The following is a 22,268-nucleotide window of genomic DNA, read 5'->3' as shown; positions in this document are numbered from 1 at the left end:
TTAGAAAAATTTAAAAATAATAATTACTGCAACTAGGACATATTGTTTACTATGTGAACTTGTTCTTAATTTAGGGGGGAGGGTTTCACAATGGCAAGTGTATATGAAAATAGTTATATGATCGTTTTGATTTTCTTGCTATTAGGTATATTGCTGCCGGTAGTGGCTCTTACATTAGGAAGGATGCTGCGCCCAAATAAACCAAGTGCAGCAAAGGCGACGACGTATGAGAGTGGAATTGAGCCTTTTCATGATGCAAATATTCGGTTTCATGCGCGTTATTATATTTTCGCTTTATTGTTTGTGATCTTTGATGTAGAAACTTTATTTTTATATCCTTGGGCTGTTGCGTATGACAAGCTAGGTTTATTTGCATTAATTGAAATGCTCATCTTTGTTGTAATGTTGCTAGTTGGATTAGCGTATGCTTGGAAAAAGAAGGTGTTACAATGGTTATAAATTTTGAGGAATTACATCCAAATGAGCGAGCAGAATTAGAACGAAATATCTTTTTTTCTACATTGGAACAGTTGAAAGGATGGGCGAGGAGCAACTCTTTATGGCCGATGACATTCGGACTGGCGTGCTGTGCAATTGAAATGATGGGGGTAGGCTCATCACATTATGATTTAGATCGATTTGGGTCATTTTTTCGAACTTCACCAAGGCAATCGGACGTCATGATTGTATCGGGAACGGTAACGAAGAAGATGGCTCCTATTGTTCGGCGCTTATATGATCAAATGCCCGAACCGAAATGGGTTATTGCGATGGGATCTTGTGCGACAGCAGGTGGTCCGTATGTAAATTCATATGCTGTTGTGAAAGGTGTAGACCAAATCGTACCAGTTGATGTGTATATTCCTGGTTGTCCCCCAAATCCAGCTGCCTTAATTTATGGAATTAATAAATTGAAAGAAAAAATTCGTTACGAAGCAAAGACCGGGAAGCAGGTGACGAATAAATGAGTAATCCAAATAAAGATTTAGAGGAGTTGAAAAAAGAAGCAGCTAGGCGTGCAAAAGAAGAAGCGAGAAAACGCCTTGTAGCGAAACACGAGGCGGAAATAAGTAAGCTTGAGGAAGAAGATCAAGAAAAAGAGAAAGCGCTACCAAAAAACGATGATATTACTATAGAAGAAGCAAAACGACGTGCAGCAGCAGCTGCAAAAGCAAAAGTGGCGGCGTTAGCGAAGCAGAAAAGAGAAGGAACAGAAGAAGTAACGGAAGAAGAAAAAGCGAAAGCAAAGGCGAAGGCAGCAGCAGCTGCAAAAGCAAAAGCGGCAGCGTTAGCGAAGCAAAAAAGAGAAGGAACAGAAGAAGTAACGGAAGAAGAAAAAGCGAAAGCAAAGGCGAAGGCAGCAGCAGCTGCAAAAGCAAAAGCGGCAGCGTTAGCGAAGCAGAAAAGAGAAGGAATAGAAGAAGTAATGGAAGAAGAAAAAGCGAAGGCCAAGGCGAAGGCGGTGGCAGCGGCCAAGGCAAAAGCGGCAGCATTGGCGAAGCAGAAAGCCTCGCAAGGTGATGGGGATTCGGGAGATGAAAAGGCAAAGGCAATTGCAGCGGCAAAAGCGAAAGCAGCAGCGGCTGCAAGAGCGAAGACAAAGGGGGCTGAAGGTAAGAAAGAGGATGAGCCGAAGCAGGAAGAACCGTCCGTAAATCAGCCGTATTTAAATCAGTATGTTGAGGCTATTAGGGAGAAGTTAGGAGAGGGTGCATTAGTAGATTCCTACATTAATAAACTGTCAAAGGATGTGCCAACTCTTGTGGTGGATCCCGAAAAGTATTATGAAGTGATGGAGTTACTGCGATTCCATGAGGGACTTGCTTTTGATTATATGTCAGAGCTACATGCGACGGATTTTGTGACACATATGGAAGTGTATGTTCATTTGTTTTCATATAGTAAGAAACAATCGGTAGCGGTGAAGGTAAAGATAGACCGGGAAGCGCCGCAAGTCGAATCTGTGACAGCGCTTTGGAAAGGGGCCGACTGGCCGGAGCGAGAAGCATACGATTTGCTCGGGATTGTATTTAAAGGGCATCCGAATTTAACGCGTATTTTAATGCCAGAGGATTGGGTAGGCTATCCGCTTAGAAAAGACTATGAACCGTATGATGTGGAGGTGTAGCTATGATCCGTACGGAAGAGATGCTTTTGAATGTAGGACCTCAGCATCCGAGTACACATGGTGTGTTCAGGCTCGTAATTAAGATTGACGGGGAAATTATTAAAGAAGCTACACCTGTTATTGGGTATTTACATCGCGGGACGGAAAAGATCGCTGAGAGCTTACAGTATACGCAAATTATCCCTTATACAGATCGAATGGACTATTTATCAGCTATGACGAATAATTACGTCATTTGCCATGCTGTAGAGACGATGATGGGGCTTGAAATTCCAGAGCGTGCCGAATACTTGCGAGTACTTGCGATGGAGCTAGGAAGAATTGCGAGCCATCTCGTTTGGTGGGGGACGAATCTTCTTGATATAGGAGCGGTTAGCCCGTTTTTGTACGCTTTTCGTGAACGAGAGATGATTATAAATTTATTAAATGAATTATGCGGGGCACGGCTTACTTTTAACTATATGAGAGTTGGTGGTGTGAAGTGGGATGCGCCAGATGGTTGGATTGAAAAGGTGGAAGAGTTTGTTCCGTATATGAGAGAGCAACTGGCAGGTTATCATGATCTTGTTAGCGGTAATGAGATTTTCTTAAATCGTGTGAAAGGCGTTGGTATATATAGCGCGGAAGAAGCGATTTCGTATTCTTTAAGCGGAGCAAATTTGCGGTGCACTGGAGTAAACTGGGATCTTCGCAAAGATGAGCCGTATTCGATTTATGATCGTTTTGATTTTGATATTCCTGTTGGAAGCGTGGGAGATGCTTGGGATCGCTACGTTTGCCGAATGCAAGAAATCGAGGAGTCTTTAAAGATTGTTGAGCAAGCGGTTCAGCAGTTCCCGAAAGATGGAGCTGTGCTGGCAAAAGTACCGAAAATTATTAAGGCACCTAAGGGAGAAGCATTTGTACGTATCGAATCGCCGCGCGGAGAGATTGGGTGCTATATTGCTAGTGACGGAAAGAAAGAGCCGTACCGCTTGAAGTTTCGTAGGCCGTCTTTTTACAATTTGCAAATTTTACCGAAGTTATTGAAAGGTGAAAACATCGCCAATTTAATTACGATTTTAGGTGGAGTTGATATTGTACTTGGGGAGGTTGATGGCTAATGATTGAAACGCTCTTACAATCACCTTCAAGCTGGACGAATTTCTTCATTTTTTTCGGATTAGCGGTACTTCTACTATTTGCAGTCCTTGGCTTCGTTACATATGGAATTTTGGCAGAACGGAAAGTGATGGGGTTTATGCAAGGGCGGATTGGACCAAACCAGGTTGGAGGCCGATTCGGTTTACTGCAAACGGTAGCTGATGTTTTAAAACTATTATTGAAAGAAGATAGTATTCCAAAAGCAGCAGATAAACCGCTGTTTATATTAGCGCCTGTCATTGCATTTGCACCAGCATTTATGGTGCTTGCGGTTATCCCGTTCACTGATAAATTTCAATTTGCAGATATTGGAGTTGGGCTACTTTATTATATTGCTGTTTCCGGTATTACGACGATAGGTGTTGTAACTGGGGGATGGGCATCGAATAATAAATATTCCCTTTTAGGAGGAATGCGTGCGGCGGCGCAAATGATTTCTTATGAGATTCCGCTCGTAATGAGTGTAATTGGTATCGTTTTGCTAGCTGGTAGTCTGAATTTAAATGAGATTGTAGCGGCGCAGGAGAAGGTTTGGTACATTTTCGTACAGCCAATTGGCTTCGTCGTTTTCTTAATCGCAGCAGTTGCAGAGTTAAATAGAACGCCATTCGATTTGCCAGAAGCGGAGTCAGAACTTGTTTCTGGATATCATACGGAATACTCAGGTTTTCGCTGGGCGTTTTTCATGCTTTCAGAGTACGTATATTTCTTCGGGATGGCATCGTTAATTACAGTGCTCTTTTTAGGCGGATGGAATCCAGTCATGTTTCTTGGATTTAGCCCAGGTGCCGTATGGTTTGCTTTGAAATTTAGCAGTGTAGTCTTTCTATTAATTTGGTTCCGCGTTACGTTCCCGCGTATAAGAGGTGACCAGTTAATGGAGTTTGGTTGGAAAGTATTATTGCCGATTGCACTTGCAAATATTTTCTTAACGGCATTGATTAAGGAGTTATTCTTCTAATCTATGAGGGGGGTGCCAGTAAGAGATGAAAGGACTATTTAAAGGATTAAAATATACATTAAGTAATTTGAGCAAGAAGAAGGTAACGTATGATTATCCAAATCAACCGTTGCCGTTGCCAGACCGTTTTCGTGGAATTCAAAAATTTTATCCGGAGAAATGTATTGTTTGTAATCAGTGCTCTAACATTTGTCCGACAGACTGTATTCAGTTAACAGGAAAGAAACATCCGGATCCTACGAAAAAAGGAAAAATTATCGACACGTATGATATTAATTTTGAAATTTGTATTCTTTGTGATTTATGTACAGAAGTTTGTCCGACAGAGGCAATTGTCATGACAAATAACTTTGAACTCGCGGAATATTCACGTGATGACTTATTTAAAAATTTGCAGTGGCTTGACGAAAACGACGAAAACGTCAGGAAGGAGAACAAGGCATGAATGGCGAGTTTGTAGCATTCTTTATACTATCCTTGTCTGCAATTATCGGCGGTGTTCTTATGTTGAACTTAACGAAAGTTATGCACATGATGCTAGCTCTCGTTCTGACATTTCTCAGCATTGCAGGTTTGTATTTTCTTTTATCAGCTGAATTTATAGGCGTTGCACAAATTTTACTTTACTCTGGTGCAATCACAATTATTATGATTTTCGGCATTATGTTAACGAAACATAACGCGGAAAATGAATCGCGTCTTACTCTTCGAAAATGGATTATCTTCTTTGCGGTTGTAGCATTTGGAGCGGTTATGTATTTCGCTGTTAATAATGTTGATTTTGCAAATGAAAGCACACAAGGAAGTTTACCTCTCCATGAAAACAACACACTTCAAATCGGTACGCTTCTCTATTCAAAATATATTATCCCATTTGAACTAACTTCAGTTATTTTACTTGTAGCACTCGTTGGCGCGATTGTACTTGCGAAAAAGGATGAGAAAGAGGAGGATTCCAATGAGTAGCGTTCCAGCTTCTGCATATTTAACACTTGCGATTATTTTGTTTTGCATCGGTCTATTTGGAGCTTTAACAAAGCGGAATACAGTAATCGTATTAGTTTGTATCGAATTAATGCTGAATGCTGCCAATTTAAACTTAGTGGCGTTTAGTAAATTAGGCTTATTTCCGAATTTAACAGGTCAAATTTTCTCACTGTTTACGATGGCTGTAGCGGCAGCGGAAGCGGCGGTAGGACTCGCTATTTTAATTGCTTTATATCGTAATCGTACAACAGTTCAAGTGGATGAAATGGATACGCTCAAAGGATAACATTGTGACCGAAAAAGGGGGAAGGAAACAATGATCGATTATGCATGGCTCATACCGCTTTTCCCACTCGTTTCGTTTTTGTTACTTATTATATTCGGGAAGAAAATTAGAGAAGGAAGCAGCGTACTTAGTATTTTTTTCGTCTTTCTCTCCTTTATACTTGCGGTACTTGTGTTAATAGAAAGGTTTTCAGAAGCAAGCGTGAAGCATAAGTGGGTGTGGCTTAGAGCTGGAGATGTGGATATATCATTCGGCTTTGAAGTGACTGCATTAGGAGCTTTAATGTTATTTATCGTGACGCTTGTGAGTCTACTTGTACATGTGTATTCGAAAGGTTATATGAAAGGTGATGAACGATTACCAACCTTTTACGCATATTTAGGACTCTTTACATTTGCGATGTTAGGGCTTGTTATATCAACGAATTTATTACAGCTTTATATATTTTGGGAATTAGTTGGCCTTGGTTCATTTTTACTTATCGGTTTTTATTTCTTTAAAGAAGAAGCGAAGGCTGCTGCAAAAAAGGCTTTTATTATGACCCGTATTGGGGATGTTGGTTTATTTATCGGGATGATTTTAATTTTTTGGTACGCAGGTAGTTTTGAATATGACGCAATATTTAGGGCGATTTATACAGGGGATCTACCTCCTTACATGATTACAATAACAGCGATATTAATTTTTATCGGGGCGATGGGAAAATCAGGTCAGTTCCCGCTTCATACGTGGTTGCCAGATGCAATGGAAGGGCCAACGCCCGTTTCGGCACTTATTCACGCGGCGACGATGGTGGCAGCTGGCGTATATTTAGTAGCGACGATGTTCCCTCTATTTTCAGCAAGTACAGTGGCGATGCAGACAGTGGCAATCGTTGGAGCTTTCACTGCAATCTTTGCGGCCTCTATTGGTCTTGTGCAAACAGATATAAAGAGGGTGCTTGCTTATTCTACAGTTAGCCAGCTCGGGTATATGATGCTCGCGTTAGGTTCTGCCGGTTATGTAGCTGGTATATTCCATTTAACGACACACGCTTTTTTTAAAGCACTATTATTTTTGGCGGCAGGAAGTGTAATTCATGCTGTGCATACGCAAAACATTAATAAAATGGGCGGTTTACAGAAGAAGATGAAAGTAACTGGTACGCTATTTTTAATAGGTACCCTTGCCATTAGCGGTGTTCCGCTGCTTTCCGGTTTTTTCAGCAAAGATGAAATTTTAGCGGCGACGTGGATGAATGGCAATTACGTTTTATTTACTTTAGCGGTAATTGCGGCGTTTTTAACAGCATTTTATATGTTCCGCCTATACTTTCTTGTCTTTACTGGAGAAACGAAGACGAAGGAAGAAGTGCATGAATCGCCTCGCGTTATGACGTATCCAATGATTGTTCTCGGCGTTCTTGCGGTAGTGGCAGGATATATAAATACACCATGGTTTGGGACGTTTCTCGGAGATTGGTTGACGAAAGATGTAGGGTTTAAGGTTGAAGAAGCGCATGGACCAGTTTGGATTATGATTGTTGCGACACTCGTTTCATTTGCGGGAATCGCTCTTGCATATTTCATATATGGCAAGAAATCAATTTCTAGAGATTGGGCTGGGGGTACGGAAACATCTCTTTATAATCTTTTGAAAGAAAAATATTATGTGGATGAACTATACAACATGACGGTGATTCCTATTACGAAAGGAATCGCTCATGTGCTTCGCTTATTTGAAGTGTATGTAGTTGAAGGAATTGCAGTTTTAATTGCAAGTGTAGTTAAAGGCACAAGTAATCTTGGATCGAAACTTCAAAACGGGAATGTACAAGTGTACGGTACTGTAACGGCGGTTTCGCTCGCTGTACTCGTCATTATTTTGCTCTATACGGGAGGGGATTTACGATGAATGATTTGTTGTTAACGTTCTTCATTTTTTCCCCGCTTTTAGGAATTTTATTGCTTGTATTAACACCGAAAAAGGAATTGCGTACAGTGCGAGCGCTTGGCTTATTTGGAACGGCACTGCCATTTGGAATCGCTATCGTCCTCGCTTGTACATATGCTTCTGGAAAGAATTTGTCACTATTTGATGAAAAGGTGAAATGGATTAAGTTTGGAGATTTTACAGCGGTGGATAAAAGGTGGTTTTCTATTTATTACGAGCTCGGTATTGATGGTTTGTCACTTGTCATGATGGTACTAACGGCTCTTCTAGCGATGCTTGCAGCAATTGCAGCCTTTTCTATTAAAAGAAATTTAAAAGCATTTTATATGCTGTTACTTATGCTAGAAATAGGAATGCTCGGCGTCTTTGCTGCTCAAAACTTAATGTTGTTTTTTATCTTCTTTGAAATTACGTTGCCACCAATGTTCTTATTAATTGGAAAGTGGGGAAAATTATCGAGTGAAAAGGCTGCGTATAGTTATTTAATATATAACGGTATTGGCTCAGCTATTTTGCTCATTGTTTTCTCAATTTTGTTCGCGAAAACAGGTACAACAAATATTGTGGAGCTGAAAGAGATATTAAGAAGCGTAAGTGCAGAGGGAGCATTCGTCATACCAAGTAGCTTGCAGCTTGGTGTATTTATTGCCATAATGATTGCCTTTGCAATTAAACTACCTGTTTTTCCGTTGCAACGCTGGATGGTCAATGTACACATAGAAGCGCATCCAGCTGTAGTTATGCTTCATGCTGGAGTTTTGCTAAAGATTGGAGCGTACGGTATTATTCGCTTCGGAAAAGGGCTATTCCCGGAATATTTTCACGATGTTGCAACGCTAATTGCGATATTAGGCGTAATTAATCTACTATACGGTGCCTTTTTAGCGCTCATCCAAACGGACTTTAGGAAAGTACTGGCTTACTCTAGTATTTCGCATATGGGAATTGTGTTAATGGGACTTGCGTCACTTAATGCACCTGGTACACAAGGAGCGCTATTCCAAGTTGTATCACATGGTTTAATTGCAGCCTTGCTATTCTTTCTACTGGGTGTTATAGAACAACGATTTGGAACTTCGGATATTACGGTGCTAGGCGGACTTGCGAAAAGTGTACCGATACTTAGCGGATTCTTTTTAGCAGGAGGAATGGCATCGCTTGGATTACCAGGGATGTCTGGGTTTGTTAGTGAATTTCTTGCCTTTCTCGGTTTATTTCAAGGAGAGCCCGTCATTGCTGCAGTCGGTGTGATTGGCATCATTTTAACCGCTGTATACGTATTAAGGGCGACACTTCAAGTGACATTTGGAAAGAAAGAGTGGGAAGCAAAAACTGATATACACGGATGGGAGTATGTCCCTGTTTTACTACTTATCTTTTGTATTATTGCAATTGGAGTTATGCCAGAGTTACTAGGGGATCCGCTTCAAAATACATTGAAAACATTGGGGGTGAAGTAGGATGGATATGAATACGTTACTTAGTTTATCGTGGCATCTAATGGTGCCAGAATTTATTATTCTCGGCGCCGCCATCCTTCTTTCCATATGTGATTTGTTTTTTAAGCTGAACCATAGATATGTAGCTTTTGGTGCGATTGCTGCCATCGTATTGGCAATCGTGTCATTAATTACTCTATATAGCGAACCAGCAGGAGATATTTTAAATGGATCGTTTGTGTTAGATGGATTTTCAAAAGGGTTTAAAACGTTGCTATTAGGTGCCTCAGCTCTCATTTTATGCACCGCAATGAGCGATGATAAGAAGAATCCAATTGAAGATAAGGGTGAATATTATTACTTATTTTTAATGGCACTTCTTGGTGCGATGTTCATGGCTTCTAGTGTTGATTTCATTACCCTTTTCGTTGGTTTGGAGTTACTTTCACTTTCTTCTTATATTTTAGTAGGAATACGAAAAAAGAGCCGTGCATCAAATGAAGCGGCAATGAAATACGTCATTAGCGGAGGAATTGGAACGGCGATTACGCTCTTCGGAATGAGTTATTTATACGGTATTACAGGTTCAACTAACATTATAGATATGCAAAAGGTACTCACTGGGGAGCTCGCTAGTGGTATTCAGTTATTGTTAGCTCTCGCATTTCTTTTATTGCTAGTCGGTCTCTCATTTAAAATTGCCACAGTTCCGTTTCATATGTGGGCACCTGATGTGTATGAAGGAGCGGCTACACCAGTTACTGCTTTTCTTGGAACGATTTCTAAAATTGCTGGGTTCCTGCTCATTATTCGTTTGTTCCTTATGGTTTTTGCAAGTGTATTAATACAAGGAGATATGCAATCTTTATATGGGCATATGAGTATATATATCGCGGTGTTAGCAAGTATTACGATGATTGTTGGGAATGTAGTTGCGTTAAAACAATACAATATAAAGCGTTTATTTGCTTATTCGGGCATTGCTCATGCAGGGTATTTACTCGTTCCACTTGTGGCATTATCACCATTTACGATGGATAGCATGTGGTTTTATATGCTGGCATACATGCTTATGAATATAGGTGCATTTGCTATCATCCACGGCTTAATCTTACAAAATGATGAGGAAAATATAACGATTTTCACAGGTTTATATAAAAGGTCACCATTTGCAGCGATTATGATGACAATCTTTATTTTATCGCTGGCTGGGATACCAGGAACGGCTGGCTTCATTGGAAAGATTAACATCTTTTTAGGCGCGCTTCATGTAGAGCCAGCACATTACTTACTAGCTTCGATTATGATGGGTACGACAGTTGTTTCATTCGTATATTATTTCCGTATTTTACAACAAATGTTTTTCCGCACAGGAGAGACAGAAGAGAGGATACGGTTACCGTTAAATATAAAGGTTGTTATGAGTCTTTGTGCAATTTCGATTGTAATACTAGGGATTATGCCGATGATTGGGTACAATTTCTTTTATGAATATTTTCCATTAATGAAAGATTTCTTCTTCTTAGGGAACGTGGTACAATAGTGAAAATAAAAGGTGTGGAGTCAGTACTCTGCGCTTTTTATTTTGTGTTAACTTGTAATGTAGATATACGTTTTTGGAAAGAAAATTACGATGTAAAATGTAAGATGTCTATGTGCATTTGAAAAAGTGTAGCTCCTACTTATTATGGTATCGTTTTTATATTCTTTCATAAGTAGTAGCTGAGTAAAAAGGGGTCGATTTTTTGGCACAACTTTTAGGGCAACAAGCACTGATTGCCATTGTTTCGCATTTATTGTTTATTACCATTACGTGGTGGGCCTTACAAGGCATTCACATTGAGCGTTTAATGAAGTCCGGAAAAGTGCTGCAGACGCGAGTATTACTCATCTTAATTACAATTGCAATTGGGACATCTGTAAGTAACTTTTTCCTTGATTATTTAGGCTATTCGAAGAGTTTAACGTATTTAGTAAAGTAAGTGTATAGAACCTCAAATCTCCGTTAACAATGGGGATAGGAGGGGATGAAATTGAAGCTTAAAGCCATTCTTATTGTTGCACTTAGTGTTGTTTTATTTTTGGTTGGATATAGAGAGATGAAACCGATAAGCGATGAACAGAAAATGGAGAGCATGATCAAGGCTTTAGAGAAAAATGATGCTAAAGTAGAAAAATGGTCATGGTTAGCGAGAGAAACAAAAATAATTTCTAACATACATACGTTTCAAAAGTTGTTAAACGATGTGAAGGAAAAGGCAAATATTCAAAAGTGGGAAGTAGAGCAATCTCCAGATGGATATAAAGCTACATCCTATAAAAAGCTTTCTTCTTATGAAGAACGAGTAGTAGTAACTTGGAGTAAAGAAAATACTAAAGAAAACACTTTCATTATCTTTGAAGTAAGTGGGGCGAAATGGGACCCGAAGTATGTTCAAAACATGAATAAAATTTTTAGTGAAAAACCTATAATTTACACTTGTGTTCAAGGTGTACTGAATGATAAGATTGAAGGTGTTTTGCAAAATAAAACCAATCAGGTTTTGAAAGATCTTTCAGCAAGAGCGATCGAACAAGTAGAAGAAAGAGCATTTGTGTCAGTCTCCGCATACAATAAAAAGTGGGATGACGCTCTTTCAACAAATAGAGAGAAAATAAATGTGCAAATAGCAATACGTTCTACAGACAACAAAGATACAATTGTGGTTGGCACACCGATCATAACTTCTGAGTATTGAGTGAATAGATACTGAAAAAAGGACACGGAGGGGAATAATTTGGAAAAGATCATCGTCCGTGGCGGAAAGCGGTTAAACGGCACAGTGCGTGTTGAGGGCGCAAAAAATGCTGTATTACCTATAATCGCTGCAGCCCTATTAGCGAGTGATGGAAAGAATGTACTATCTGAAGTACCAGTTTTGTCTGATGTATACACAATTAATGAGGTATTACGTCATTTAAATGCTGAAGTCGTATTTGAAAATAATCAAGTAACAATCGATTCTTCTAAAGAACTAAACATTGAAGCACCATTTGAATATGTACGTAAAATGCGTGCATCTGTTCAAGTAATGGGACCATTATTAGCACGTAATGGTCGTGCTCGTATTGCACTTCCTGGTGGATGTGCAATTGGTTCACGTCCAATTGACCAACATTTAAAAGGCTTCGAAGCAATGGGAGCGAAAGTACAGGTTGGTAACGGTTTTGTTGAGGCATATGTTGAGGGAGAACTAAAAGGAGCTAAAATCTACTTAGACTTCCCAAGCGTAGGCGCGACAGAAAACATTATGTCTGCAGCTACATTAGCAAAAGGGACAACAATTCTTGAAAACGCAGCGAAAGAACCAGAAATCGTTGACTTAGCTAACTTCTTAAATGCGATGGGAGCGAAAGTACGCGGAGCTGGAACTGGAACGATTCGTATCGAAGGCGTTGATAAATTATATGGTGCAAACCACTCTATTATTCCTGACCGTATTGAAGCGGGAACATTCATGGTTGCAGCAGCAATTACTGGTGGAGACATCTTAATTGAAAATGCTGTACCTGAACATTTACGCTCAATTACAGCGAAAATGGAAGAAATGGGTGTTAAAATCATTGAGGAAAACGAAGGTGTACGTGTTATCGGCCCAGATAAGTTAAAAGCGGTTGACATTAAAACCATGCCTCACCCAGGTTTCCCAACAGACATGCAATCACAAATGATGGCATTATTACTACAAGCTGATGGAACAAGCATGATTACAGAAACGGTATTCGAAAACCGCTTTATGCACGTTGAAGAATTCCGTCGTATGAATGCTGATATTAAAATTGAAGGTCGTTCTGTTATTATGAACGGTCCAAACAGTTTACAAGGTGCTGAAGTAGCAGCAACTGACTTACGTGCTGCAGCTGCATTAATCTTAGCTGGTTTAGTATCAGAAGGTTATACTCGTGTAACTGAGTTAAAACATCTTGACCGTGGCTATGTAAACTTCCATAAGAAATTAGCTGCATTAGGTGCAACTATTGAACGTGTAAACGAAAAAGTAGAAGAAGTGAAAGAACAAGAAGTTTCTGATCTTCACGCTTAATTGAAATAGTCTCTATGTCTTTTGACATAGGGGCTATTTTTTTGGGTTATTACTGTTATAGTCAATAAATTCTATACTTATGCACGTACCAGTAAAAATATTTAGAAAATTTCTGTTTTATACTCTTCCCCTTAAGTATGTTCTAAAAAAAAGAGTTGTTCCATAAGAATGAATGGAGTAAAGCTTTTATATTGGGGGAAAATAGGATGAAATTTTCAAAGCCACTTTTTATTACAGTAGCGCTCTTAATAGCGCTCGTTATCATTGTACCTGCAGCCCTTGTTATTCCATTTGCGAAAGCAAAAGTAGGGGAAGAAACGGCCTCTAAAACTCCTCCAGCGATAGAAAGCATACCAGCTCCAGGAAAAGCAGATACAGCTGTTCAAGTTGCTGTATATCGCGAAAAACAGAAGAAGGTAGAAACATTACCAGTGGAGGAGTATGTGACAGGTGTAGTAGCTTCTGAGATGAATGCCAGTTTTGAAATAGAGGCACTAAAGGCGCAGGCATTAGCAGCGAGAACATTTGTAGTACAACGTATGCTAAGCGGAGGAAAGAAAAATAATGCGGACGTGACAGATACGGTGAAAGATCAAGTGTACAAAGGCAAAGATGAATTGAAGAAGCAATGGGGCAATAACTACGAAAATAATTTGAAGAAAATCGAAGAAGCCGTTTCGAAAACAGCAGGACAAGTTTTAACGTATGATGGAAAACCAATTTCAGCATCCTTCTTTTCAACGAGTAATGGCCGAACAGAAAATGCAGCTGACTATTGGGGGAATGATTATCCGTACTTGAAAAGTGTAGATAGTCCGTGGGATCAAGCCTCTCCAAAGTTTACGAGCGAGCAAACATTTACAGTAGCTGATTTTCAAAAACGTCTCGGTGTGAAAGTGCTAGCAGACGGGAAGGTTGGAAATATTAAAGACCTTACGGAAGGAAAGCGCGTAAAGGATGTAGCTTTTCAAGGAAAAACATTAACAGGAAAAGAAGTTCGTGAAAAGTTAGATTTACGTTCTTCTGATTTCACGTGGAAACAACAAGGAGATAAAATCATCGTTACAACGAAAGGCTTCGGTCACGGCGTTGGTATGAGTCAATACGGGGCGAACGGCATGGCAGCGGAAGGAAAGAAATATACAGATATCGTCGCTCATTACTATAAAGGCGTTGAAATAAAGACGATGAATGATTATGAAGGAAAACTGATGGTGAAGAAATAGGTGTCAGAACTCTGGCGCCTATTTTTTTTATGTAAAATAGAATAATTTTCCATTAATTGTTTGATATAATAGGATAAAAAGACATTTGGGGGAGACGAAATGGCGCTACTGGAGTTGAAACAGTTAGGGAAGGCGAACCAGTTACCGGAAATTGAGCTAAAGGTTGAAAAAGGACAATGTATTGTTTTGCAATGCAATAATCATACAGCTAAAGTGTTACACCGTATTATTATTGGTGAAGAAGAAGCTTCAACTGGCAACGTACTGTTTGAAGGGGAAGCAATTGGAAAGAAAAATTATTCCCGCATCGGTTTTTGTTTTTTGAAAGACGAGGCATATGATCGTTTGAAGGTGAAGGAATACTTTAATTTTTTTATGGGGCTTTATGAATCGAATATGAGTACGGAAGAAGTTGTACAATATGTCGGTCTCTTAGATAAGTTAAACGTTAAAATAGAAAAACTATCATTTTCAGAGAAGCGTCGTCTTCATATTGGACGAATGATGATTCATAATCCGGATTTAATCATTTTGGAAGAACCGGAGCAAAATGTCGATATAGAGAGTACGGTTATTATTCGAAAAGCGATTATGAAAATGAAAGAGCAAGGAAAGGCAATCTTTATTACATCATCATTTCTATCAGATGCCCTTTCGTTAACAGAGGACGTATACATATTAAACAACGATGGTGTGAAAAAAATAGAAATTGAGCAAGAGGAAGTGGAAGAAGTCGGTGAAGAAAAAGTCATTCAAATGATTCCGCAAATGAAGTTAGAAAGAATACCTGCGAAAGTAAACGATAAAATCATTTTACTTGATCCGATGGAAATCCATTTCATTGAAACGCAAAACGGAGTAACGCATATTCACGTTCGTGAAGGCGATTTCGTATGTGCATTAACATTAAGTGAACTAGAAGCGAGATTAACAGGTTTTGGTTTCTTTAGATGTCATCGCTCTTACCTTGTAAATTTACAAAGAGTACGAGAAGTGATTACATGGACTCGTAACAGTTTCAGTTTAATTTTGGATGACGAAAGAAAAAGTTCAATTCCACTTTCAAAAGGACGCATGGATGAATTAAAAGGTGTTATTGGACTATAAAAGTGCTCCAATAAGCTCAACATGCGATTCATTCACCGGTAAAAATACTCCTTTTACCGGTATTTTAATGCGCCTACCCTTTGTTTTTCATATGATTGAGTCAAGAAAAGCGAAACAAACAAACGAAAAGCGCTAAAGCGACTTTCATCTATAAAGAAGAAAAACAAAGGAGATGAAGAAATGACATTGGCAATTGAAATGAAAGATGTAATGAAAAGTTTCGACGGAAAAACGGCACTTGGAAATGTAAATATTGAGGTGAAGCAAGGAGAGATATTCGGATTCCTCGGACCGAGTGGATCTGGTAAGACGACAACAGTAAAAATTTTAACTTCTCAATTGCTTCATAGTGTTGGAACGGTAAGAGTATTAGGGAAAGATATTACAGGACCAAGTAGCATCGATTACAAACGAATTGGTATTTTAACAGATAACAGCGGCTTATATGAAAGACTTAGCATTTATGATAACTTATTATTATTTTGTGACTTATACGATTGCAAAAAAGAACGAATCGATGAAGTACTAGCACAAGTGAATTTATTAGATGATAAAAAAACACCAGTAAAAAAATTATCAAAGGGAATGAAGCAACGCGTCACACTAGCAAGAGCAATCCTTCATAAACCAGATATCCTCTTCTTAGACGAACCAACATCTGCACTTGATCCAGTAAACGTACAAAACATTCATAAAATCTTAAAAGACTTAAATAAAGAAGGAACGACGATTTTCTTAACGACTCACAACATGGACGAAGCAGAAACGCTTTGTAACCGCGTTGCCTTCCTGTGTGGCGGAGAGATTGTAGCACTTGATACACCGGAGAACCTTCGCTTACAATACGCGAAAGATCAAATACAAGTCGTGTTAAAGGATAAGAAGAAAGAAACGGTACAAAAAGATGAATTAGGTGCAAAACGTATTTCAGAATGGATGAACAAAGGAGAATTACTATCCATTCATTCACACGAACCAACTTTAGGCGATATTTTTATTGAAGTTACTGGGAGGGGATTATAATGACATTTTCAATGAGACGTGTATCAGCTATTTTTAGAAAAGAAGTACAAGATTTTAAGACAAATTCACAAGTGTTGTTAATGGCATTTTTACCAATTATACTTTCATTTTTGTTTAGCAGATTTGGAGTGGGAAAGGAAATGTTAGGCATTACTACTATAACGGCCTTCCTATTTGTCGCAGGCTTTGTTCAATCTATGGTAATTGCAGAAGAAAAAGAAAAACATACATTGCGTGTATTAATGCTATCACCGGCATCTTCGGTTGAAGTTCTACTTGGAAAAAGTATATTAACAGTATGTTTGACATTGGGCATTTGTATTGTGAACTTATTTATTTTGGATCAATTTAGTGGAAATCTATTATTGCTAGGATTTATTTTCTTATGTGGAACAATTCTATTTATTGTGATTGGAACAATGATTGGATTGTTAGCTGCATCTGTACCACAAACATCAATAATTGGAATGCCGATATTAATGACGATGTATTTGGCTGTACAGTTTGAGCCGATGGTTGAAAATAAAGTAATTAAGACGATGATTGGATATCTTCCAACATCTCATATTGTGAAAGCACTTAACAGTTTAGTAGGTGGGGCGGGATTTAGTAGTATTAGTGGGCATGTATTAAATGTTGCAGTTTGGCTTATTATATCGCTCTTTGTATGTTTAATCGTATATAAAAAGAAACAATTAGACTAAAAACTGAGCCAAAAGTGCTCAGTTTTTTCTTTTTTCTATCATTTCCTCGGAAATTTTGCAATTCTCATACATATTTTTACAGATTTTGTCGAAAAGTAATTAGTTATACGTTGTATAGGATGCGTGAATATTGTTCAAAATGATTGCTGAGGTGATGATGGAATGCGAGGAAGAAATAATAAAAAGTCGCAAAAGGTAGTACATTTATTTCAAAAAAGATGGGTGTTTCCGGCACTATACATTGCTTGTGCAGCGGTAATCTTAATGGTTGCGCTATGGTTCCAAGGAGCTAATCCGAAGAAGACTCCGAACCATGATCAAGCAACACCGTATACACAATCGGAAGATCCAGCAGTACCAGTAACGAAATCTTTAGAAGTAGTGAAAATGCCAGCTGCCGCGAATGCGGAAGTAGTCGTACAGAAGAAATTCTATGAAGATGCAGCAACTGAGGCGGAACAAGAAAAAGCACTTGTTTTTTATAACAACACATATTCCCCAAACAAAGGAATTGACATTGCTGCGAAGAATGGAAAAGAATTCAATGTTGCTGCTGCTTTAAGTGGTACAGTAACGAAAGCTGAAAAAGATTCACTTCTTGGTTATGTTGTAACAGTTGATAGTGGAAATGGTGTAGCGGTATCTTATCAAAGCTTAGGCAGTGTGAAAGTAGAAAAAGGTGCAAGAGTTGCACAAGGTGAAGTATTAGGAACATCCGGTCTAAGTGCAATGAATAAAGAGGCAGGCTCTCACGTTCACTTTGAAGTACGTAAAGATAATGTGGCTGTGAACCCTGAACGTTACTTAAATAAATCAGTAACAGAAATTAAAGCTGATGCAGGTGCTGCAAAGGCAACGAACGCTTCTGGTAAAAAAGCTGATGACAAATCTCAAAAAGAAGAAAAGTCAACGAGCACGAAACCAGAAAGTAAAACAGAAGACAAATCTCAAAAAGAAGAAAAGTCAACGAGCACGAAACCAGAAAGTAAAACAGAAGACAAATCTCAAAAAGAAGAGAAATCAACAAGCGGTTCAACTAGTGACAAAAAAGAAGAACCGAAGAAAGAAGAAAAATCAACAAATGGTTCTACAGAATCATCTAACGATTCTTCTTCACAAGAATAAGAAAGTGAAAAAATCAGTTCCCACTAGGGGAGCTGATTTTTTTATTTCCATATAAAAATACTCAATTTCGAGAAAAAAGTTGCAATAACAAGGAAAAATGACGAGATTCTCGAATATATATTACAAAAGGGAGGGGATACTGTGTCATTTTTGTTTGTTCTGTCGACTGCTATTATTTTATTGTTTGTTTTATTCACTTTATATTATTACATTGCCGGTAAGAAAGAGGTTCCCCACCATCAATTGTTAGAAGAAGAATTGGAACGAGAAGAATGACACCTTTTATACAAGGTGTCATTTTTTTTCGCTATAATAGTCAGTTTTAACGTATTTCTCACAAAAAAACGTAATTTTTCTTAACTTAGTCCGCAAAAATAGTGAACATGTAGCATATATCAGTAGTGCGGGCAATACAATGGTATAAACCAAAGCAAAGAGAGTGTTTGAGGTGAGAAATCGTGAATTATTTCATTATAAATCCAAGAATGTTTAACGCTTACAAACAGCACTCACACTTACTTCTTAGTCGTATGCAGCGAGGCTCATTTCACCCTTCTCACATCCAAATTAGGGAGGCGAGTGGTGTGCACGATTACATCAAAGAGAGAACTATCAAGATTGGTAAGTATATCGTGGAGACAAGAAAGACAGTGCGTGTCATTGCAAAGGAATTTGGGGTATCAAAGAGTACAGTCCATAAAGATTTAACAGAACGTCTACCAGAAATTAATCCAGAGCTCGCAAATGAAGTGAAAGAAATTCTTGATTATCATAAGTCTATTCGTCATTTAAGGGGTGGAGAAGCAACAAAACAAAAGTATAGAAAAGAAGATGTAGAGAAGCCTGTACGTCAATAATGTTACAGTAGCAAACATTCCGTTCACATTCGGTAATATTTTTCAGAAGAATTCTTTTTGCGAATATTACGTTTCTGTTAAATTTATGATAAAATCAGAAATTAGGTGAAAAGAATTCGGGTGTAACCTGATTTTGAATATCGAGGAGGAAAAAACGGGAATGTTTGCGCGAGATATCGGAATTGACCTAGGTACGGCTAACGTATTAATTCATGTTAAAGGTAAGGGTATTGTATTAAATGAGCCATCTGTTGTGGCGATTGATCGTAATAGTGGTAAAGTATTAGCAGTAGGTGAAGAAGCGAGAAGTATGGTGGGACGTACGCCTGGTAATATTGTAGCAATTCGTCCACTTAAAGATGGTGTAATCGCAGACTTCGAAATTACAGAAGCAATGTTAAAGTATTTCATTAACAAATTGGACGTAAAGAGCTTCTTTTCAAAACCTCGTATTTTAATTTGTTGTCCAACAAATATTACATCAGTAGAACAAAAAGCAATTCGTGAAGCTGCTGAACGTTCAGGTGGTAAAACAGTATTTTTAGAAGAAGAACCAAAAGTAGCCGCAGTTGGTGCTGGTATGGAAATCTTCCAACCAAGCGGTAACATGGTTGTTGATATTGGTGGAGGTACAACAGATATCGCTGTACTATCTATGGGTGATATTGTTACCTCCTCCTCTATCAAAATGGCTGGCGATAAGTTTGATATGGAGATCTTAAACTATATTAAACGTAAGTATAAGCTATTAATCGGAGAACGTACTTCAGAAGATATTAAAATTAAAGTTGGTACAGTATTCCCAGGTGCACGTAGCGAAGAACTTGAAATTCGCGGGCGTGACATGGTAACAGGCTTACCACGTACAATTACAGTATGCTCTGAAGAAATTACAGAAGCATTAAAAGAAAATGCAGCTGTTATTGTACAAGCTGCAAAAGGTGTATTAGAGCGCACACCACCAGAATTATCTGCAGATATCATCGACCGCGGTGTTATTCTAACAGGCGGTGGAGCTTTACTACACGGTATCGACATGCTTCTAGCAGAAGAACTAAAAGTACCAGTATTAATTGCTGAAAACCCAATGCACTGCGTTGCGGTTGGTACAGGTATTATGTTAGAGAATATCGACAGATTACCAAAGCGTGCTTTGAGATAATTTGAAAGAACTAAGGCTAATGCCTTAGTTCTTTTTTCGTTTTTATATTTTTTTATTTTGTTTTTTTGCGAAAATGGAAGGAAAATAGAGAAATATGAAGGAAACAGGTAAAATATTCATATATATGGTTAAATTTAATATTTCCTTAATTGAAAACGTTTATAATATAATGAGTCGAATACGACATTAAGGCAAATAATGTTTCAATACATATTGCCTTTCCCTAATTTGGGCATACACTCTTTTCCACCTCCGTGTCAGTTGCAAAAATGTGCAACTATTTTAATGGAATAGAGTGTGTGCATTTTTTTTAGGAAGTTGTGCTAAATATAAAATGTTACTTTGTAATGACAAACAATAAACAAAATGGGATAATAGCAATATGTCCAAGTGGTAAGACCAATATTACAAAAGGGGTGATTGTTACATGCTAAATATAGAACAAATTAAAGAAATCATTCCTCACCGCTATCCATTTTTACTTGTTGATAAAATATTAGAAGTAGATGAAGGAAAAAGAGCGGTTGGGATTAAAAATGTATCCGCAAACGAAGAATTCTTTAACGGACACTTCCCTGACTATGCAGTTATGCCTGGTGTACTTATTGTAGAAGCATTAGCACAAGTCGGAGCAGTTGCAGTATTAAAGAAAGAAGAAAACCGCGGAAGACTTGCTTTCTTTGCAGGTATCGACAATTGCCGTTTCAAAAAACAAGTACGCCCAGGTGATCAGCTTCGTCTAGAAGTAGAAATGACACGCGTACGCGGTCCAATTGGAAAAGGAAAAGCAATTGCAACAGTAGATGGTGAAGTTGCATGTGAGGCAGAAATTACATTTGCGATTGGTGATAAAAAAGAATAGATAGTACTAAAAAATCTCCTTGTGAAAAGACAAGGGGATTTTTTAATTTCTGCTATATAACGATGAAACAATAATATACAAACTAATCAGAAAATATCTTGTAAATAGATGGTAATTACCATATACTTACTTTATTATTTATCTAGAAAACAGGATAAGTGATAAAGGTAATAAAGAAATAAGGGCATTGTCATATTGTTAAGGTACTTAAATAAGACAAAGTAGAATGTTATTGATTATGATGAAATGTGGGGAACTCAGCAAGAATATTAATTAGACGTATGAAATCGAGCATAAGAGAGAGAAAAGGGAAATGTCGCATTTCACAAAAGGAGATTATGAATATGTTCGGGAGAAAGAAAAGAAAACCATTACGACAATTAATTACACATAAAGAGCCTAAATCGCGTATTACAGAACAATACCGTAACATTCGTACAAACATTGAGTTTACATCTGTAGATAATCATGTTCGTTCTATTATTGTTACTTCAGCCGATCCAGGTGATGGGAAAACAACGACAATCTCAAACTTAGCAGTTGTTTTCGGACAGCAAGGAAAGAAAGTTTTATTAATTGGAGCTGACTTGCGTAAGCCGACGATACAAAACTTATTTGCCATTCATAGTTCAAATGGATTAACAAACTTATTATCAGGACAAGCGAAACTTATGCAATGCATTCAAAAAACAGATATAGAGAACGTATACTTAATGGCAGCAGGTCCAATCCCGCCAAACCCAGCAGAACTATTAGGAAGCCGGGTAATGGACGAGGCGTTGCTAGAAGCATATAACATGTTTGATATTATATTAATCGACACACCACCTGTCCTTGCGGTTACAGATGCACAAATACTAGCGAATAAATGTGATGGAATCGTACTCGTTGTACGAAGTGAAAAGACGGAAAAAGATAAAATCGTAAAAGCGAAACAAATATTAGATAAAGCATCAGGCAAACTACTAGGTGTTGTTTTGAACGATAAAAGAGAAGAAAAAGAGCAGTATGGTTATTACTAAAATATGAAAAAGCCAACAAAAATTTTTGTTGGCTTTTTTGTTTTCTGATAATTATTTATCAAGTTATACATTGTAAAAAGCATGATATGATAAAATTTTTGGGGAATCATTGGAATGTGTTGTCATATTTACGATTATTTTGTAAGATTAAACTTGTTTCTTGTGAACAAATATAGAACTGAATTATTAAAAATAAAAAATGTAATATTTATATGTTATAAT

Annotated in this window: 24 protein-coding genes; all 24 read left to right on the top strand. The window is 38.1% G+C overall.

Features of this window, described 5'->3' with window-relative positions; translation table 11 throughout:
- The first annotated feature begins 90 nt into the window (after window positions 1–90).
- The 24 genes from nuoA (at window position 91) to MR169_RS00395 (ending at window position 22,046) form a co-directional block, all read left to right on the top strand.
- Window positions 91–459 (top strand): NADH-quinone oxidoreductase subunit NuoA, encoded by a 369-nt coding sequence (nuoA, locus tag MR169_RS00510; RefSeq protein ID WP_000179273.1) that lies wholly within the window; start codon window positions 91–93, stop codon window positions 457–459.
- On the top strand, window positions 450–968 hold the full coding sequence (nuoB, locus tag MR169_RS00505; RefSeq protein ID WP_000236331.1) for an NADH-quinone oxidoreductase subunit NuoB: 519 nt from the start codon (window positions 450–452) through the stop codon (window positions 966–968). The genes nuoA and nuoB overlap by 10 nt, the downstream gene beginning before the upstream one ends.
- On the top strand, window positions 965–2,128 hold the full coding sequence (locus MR169_RS00500) for an NADH-quinone oxidoreductase subunit C (protein WP_242318733.1): 1,164 nt from the start codon (window positions 965–967) through the stop codon (window positions 2,126–2,128). Before nuoB ends, MR169_RS00500 begins: the two co-directional genes overlap by 4 nt.
- Before the next feature lie 2 nt (window positions 2,129–2,130).
- Window positions 2,131–3,231: an NADH-quinone oxidoreductase subunit NuoD gene (nuoD, locus tag MR169_RS00495; RefSeq protein WP_000621434.1), complete on the top strand. Its 1,101-nt coding sequence runs from the start codon at window positions 2,131–2,133 to the stop codon at window positions 3,229–3,231.
- Window positions 3,231–4,232 (top strand): NADH-quinone oxidoreductase subunit NuoH, encoded by a 1,002-nt coding sequence (nuoH, locus tag MR169_RS00490; protein WP_242318732.1) that lies wholly within the window; start codon window positions 3,231–3,233, stop codon window positions 4,230–4,232. The genes nuoD and nuoH overlap by 1 nt, the downstream gene beginning before the upstream one ends.
- 25 nt (window positions 4,233–4,257) lie before the next feature.
- Window positions 4,258–4,677 (top strand): NADH-quinone oxidoreductase subunit NuoI, encoded by a 420-nt coding sequence (nuoI, locus tag MR169_RS00485; protein ID WP_000677191.1) that lies wholly within the window; start codon window positions 4,258–4,260, stop codon window positions 4,675–4,677.
- Complete coding sequence (locus MR169_RS00480; RefSeq protein ID WP_001012814.1) at window positions 4,674–5,198, top strand: NADH-quinone oxidoreductase subunit J; 525 nt, start codon at window positions 4,674–4,676, stop codon at window positions 5,196–5,198. Before nuoI ends, MR169_RS00480 begins: the two co-directional genes overlap by 4 nt.
- Window positions 5,191–5,505 carry an NADH-quinone oxidoreductase subunit NuoK gene (nuoK, locus tag MR169_RS00475; RefSeq protein ID WP_000100079.1) on the top strand — a complete coding sequence of 105 codons (315 nt, stop codon included), beginning with the start codon at window positions 5,191–5,193 and terminating at the stop codon, window positions 5,503–5,505. The genes MR169_RS00480 and nuoK overlap by 8 nt, the downstream gene beginning before the upstream one ends.
- Window positions 5,506–5,535: 30 nt before the next feature.
- Window positions 5,536–7,398: an NADH-quinone oxidoreductase subunit L gene (nuoL, locus tag MR169_RS00470; protein ID WP_098389733.1), complete on the top strand. Its 1,863-nt coding sequence runs from the start codon at window positions 5,536–5,538 to the stop codon at window positions 7,396–7,398.
- Window positions 7,395–8,897, top strand: a complete 1,503-nt coding sequence (locus tag MR169_RS00465) for an NADH-quinone oxidoreductase subunit M (protein ID WP_242318731.1) — start codon at window positions 7,395–7,397, stop codon at window positions 8,895–8,897. The genes nuoL and MR169_RS00465 overlap by 4 nt, the downstream gene beginning before the upstream one ends.
- A 7-nt stretch (window positions 8,898–8,904) precedes the next feature.
- Window positions 8,905–10,419 carry an NADH-quinone oxidoreductase subunit NuoN gene (gene nuoN, locus MR169_RS00460; RefSeq protein ID WP_016118938.1) on the top strand — a complete coding sequence of 505 codons (1,515 nt, stop codon included), beginning with the start codon at window positions 8,905–8,907 and terminating at the stop codon, window positions 10,417–10,419.
- A gap of 202 nt (window positions 10,420–10,621) precedes the next feature.
- Complete coding sequence (locus MR169_RS00455) at window positions 10,622–10,858, top strand: DUF1146 family protein (protein ID WP_000057889.1); 237 nt, start codon at window positions 10,622–10,624, stop codon at window positions 10,856–10,858.
- Window positions 10,859–10,909: 51 nt separating this feature from the next.
- Complete coding sequence (locus tag MR169_RS00450; protein ID WP_481746810.1) at window positions 10,910–11,614, top strand: YwmB family TATA-box binding protein; 705 nt, start codon at window positions 10,910–10,912, stop codon at window positions 11,612–11,614.
- 39 nt (window positions 11,615–11,653) lie between these two features.
- Window positions 11,654–12,958, top strand: a complete 1,305-nt coding sequence (gene murA, locus MR169_RS00445; RefSeq protein WP_000411274.1) for a UDP-N-acetylglucosamine 1-carboxyvinyltransferase — start codon at window positions 11,654–11,656, stop codon at window positions 12,956–12,958.
- A gap of 206 nt (window positions 12,959–13,164) precedes the next feature.
- Window positions 13,165–14,184 carry a stage II sporulation protein D gene (gene spoIID, locus MR169_RS00440; protein WP_000672648.1) on the top strand — a complete coding sequence of 340 codons (1,020 nt, stop codon included), beginning with the start codon at window positions 13,165–13,167 and terminating at the stop codon, window positions 14,182–14,184.
- A 99-nt stretch (window positions 14,185–14,283) separates the two neighbouring features.
- Entirely contained in the window at window positions 14,284–15,291 is a 1,008-nt protein-coding gene (locus MR169_RS00435; RefSeq protein WP_001185917.1) for a LytTR family transcriptional regulator DNA-binding domain-containing protein, read from the top strand.
- Between the two features lie 180 nt (window positions 15,292–15,471).
- Window positions 15,472–16,314 carry an ABC transporter ATP-binding protein gene (locus MR169_RS00430; protein ID WP_242318729.1) on the top strand — a complete coding sequence of 281 codons (843 nt, stop codon included), beginning with the start codon at window positions 15,472–15,474 and terminating at the stop codon, window positions 16,312–16,314.
- The gene (locus MR169_RS00425) at window positions 16,314–17,018 is read left to right on the top strand and encodes an ABC transporter permease (RefSeq protein ID WP_000144448.1); all 705 of its coding nucleotides are present in this window, start codon (window positions 16,314–16,316) and stop codon (window positions 17,016–17,018) included. Before MR169_RS00430 ends, MR169_RS00425 begins: the two co-directional genes overlap by 1 nt.
- 162 nt (window positions 17,019–17,180) lie before the next feature.
- Entirely contained in the window at window positions 17,181–18,143 is a 963-nt protein-coding gene (gene spoIIQ, locus MR169_RS00420; protein WP_242318728.1) for a stage II sporulation protein SpoIIQ, read from the top strand.
- 141 nt (window positions 18,144–18,284) lie between these two features.
- On the top strand, window positions 18,285–18,419 hold the full coding sequence (locus MR169_RS00415) for a hypothetical protein (protein WP_000008903.1): 135 nt from the start codon (window positions 18,285–18,287) through the stop codon (window positions 18,417–18,419).
- A 308-nt stretch (window positions 18,420–18,727) separates the two neighbouring features.
- Window positions 18,728–19,000 carry a sporulation transcriptional regulator SpoIIID gene (spoIIID, locus tag MR169_RS00410; protein ID WP_000544012.1) on the top strand — a complete coding sequence of 91 codons (273 nt, stop codon included), beginning with the start codon at window positions 18,728–18,730 and terminating at the stop codon, window positions 18,998–19,000.
- 160 nt (window positions 19,001–19,160) lie between these two features.
- Complete coding sequence (mreB, locus tag MR169_RS00405; protein ID WP_000457978.1) at window positions 19,161–20,162, top strand: rod shape-determining protein; 1,002 nt, start codon at window positions 19,161–19,163, stop codon at window positions 20,160–20,162.
- Window positions 20,163–20,589: 427 nt separating this feature from the next.
- Complete coding sequence (gene fabZ, locus MR169_RS00400) at window positions 20,590–21,024, top strand: 3-hydroxyacyl-ACP dehydratase FabZ (RefSeq protein ID WP_000931959.1); 435 nt, start codon at window positions 20,590–20,592, stop codon at window positions 21,022–21,024.
- 344 nt (window positions 21,025–21,368) lie between these two features.
- A complete protein-coding gene (locus MR169_RS00395) occupies window positions 21,369–22,046 on the top strand; it encodes a CpsD/CapB family tyrosine-protein kinase (RefSeq protein ID WP_047387249.1) in 678 nt (225 codons plus the stop codon).
- Window positions 22,047–22,268: the final 222 nt, after the last annotated feature.

Source organism: Bacillus cereus group sp. BfR-BA-01349, from assembly GCF_022663795.1.
GTDB classification, from domain to species: domain Bacteria; phylum Bacillota; class Bacilli; order Bacillales; family Bacillaceae_G; genus Bacillus_A; species Bacillus_A cereus.
The sequence above is the reverse complement of the archived record's forward strand: the minus strand, read 5'-3'. Positions and strand labels throughout refer to the sequence as shown.

Excerpts from the sequence above, each read along its gene's own strand:
- nuoA (WP_000179273.1), top strand. The coding sequence starts at position 91 with ATGGCAAGTGTATATGAAAATAGTTATATGATCGTTTTGATTTTCTTG.
- nuoB (WP_000236331.1), top strand. The coding sequence starts at position 450 with ATGGTTATAAATTTTGAGGAATTACATCCAAATGAGCGAGCAGAATTA.
- MR169_RS00500 (WP_242318733.1), top strand. The coding sequence starts at position 965 with ATGAGTAATCCAAATAAAGATTTAGAGGAGTTGAAAAAAGAAGCAGCT.
- nuoD (WP_000621434.1), top strand. The coding sequence starts at position 2,131 with ATGATCCGTACGGAAGAGATGCTTTTGAATGTAGGACCTCAGCATCCG.
- nuoH (WP_242318732.1), top strand. The coding sequence starts at position 3,231 with ATGATTGAAACGCTCTTACAATCACCTTCAAGCTGGACGAATTTCTTC.
- nuoI (WP_000677191.1), top strand. The coding sequence starts at position 4,258 with ATGAAAGGACTATTTAAAGGATTAAAATATACATTAAGTAATTTGAGC.
- MR169_RS00480 (WP_001012814.1), top strand. The coding sequence starts at position 4,674 with ATGAATGGCGAGTTTGTAGCATTCTTTATACTATCCTTGTCTGCAATT.
- nuoK (WP_000100079.1), top strand. The coding sequence starts at position 5,191 with ATGAGTAGCGTTCCAGCTTCTGCATATTTAACACTTGCGATTATTTTG.
- nuoL (WP_098389733.1), top strand. The coding sequence starts at position 5,536 with ATGATCGATTATGCATGGCTCATACCGCTTTTCCCACTCGTTTCGTTT.
- MR169_RS00465 (WP_242318731.1), top strand. The coding sequence starts at position 7,395 with ATGAATGATTTGTTGTTAACGTTCTTCATTTTTTCCCCGCTTTTAGGA.
- nuoN (WP_016118938.1), top strand. The coding sequence starts at position 8,905 with ATGAATACGTTACTTAGTTTATCGTGGCATCTAATGGTGCCAGAATTT.
- spoIID (WP_000672648.1), top strand. The coding sequence starts at position 13,165 with ATGAAATTTTCAAAGCCACTTTTTATTACAGTAGCGCTCTTAATAGCG.
- MR169_RS00435 (WP_001185917.1), top strand. The coding sequence starts at position 14,284 with ATGGCGCTACTGGAGTTGAAACAGTTAGGGAAGGCGAACCAGTTACCG.
- MR169_RS00430 (WP_242318729.1), top strand. The coding sequence starts at position 15,472 with ATGACATTGGCAATTGAAATGAAAGATGTAATGAAAAGTTTCGACGGA.
- MR169_RS00425 (WP_000144448.1), top strand. The coding sequence starts at position 16,314 with ATGACATTTTCAATGAGACGTGTATCAGCTATTTTTAGAAAAGAAGTA.
- spoIIQ (WP_242318728.1), top strand. The coding sequence starts at position 17,181 with ATGCGAGGAAGAAATAATAAAAAGTCGCAAAAGGTAGTACATTTATTT.
- mreB (WP_000457978.1), top strand. The coding sequence starts at position 19,161 with ATGTTTGCGCGAGATATCGGAATTGACCTAGGTACGGCTAACGTATTA.
- fabZ (WP_000931959.1), top strand. The coding sequence starts at position 20,590 with ATGCTAAATATAGAACAAATTAAAGAAATCATTCCTCACCGCTATCCA.
- MR169_RS00395 (WP_047387249.1), top strand. The coding sequence starts at position 21,369 with ATGTTCGGGAGAAAGAAAAGAAAACCATTACGACAATTAATTACACAT.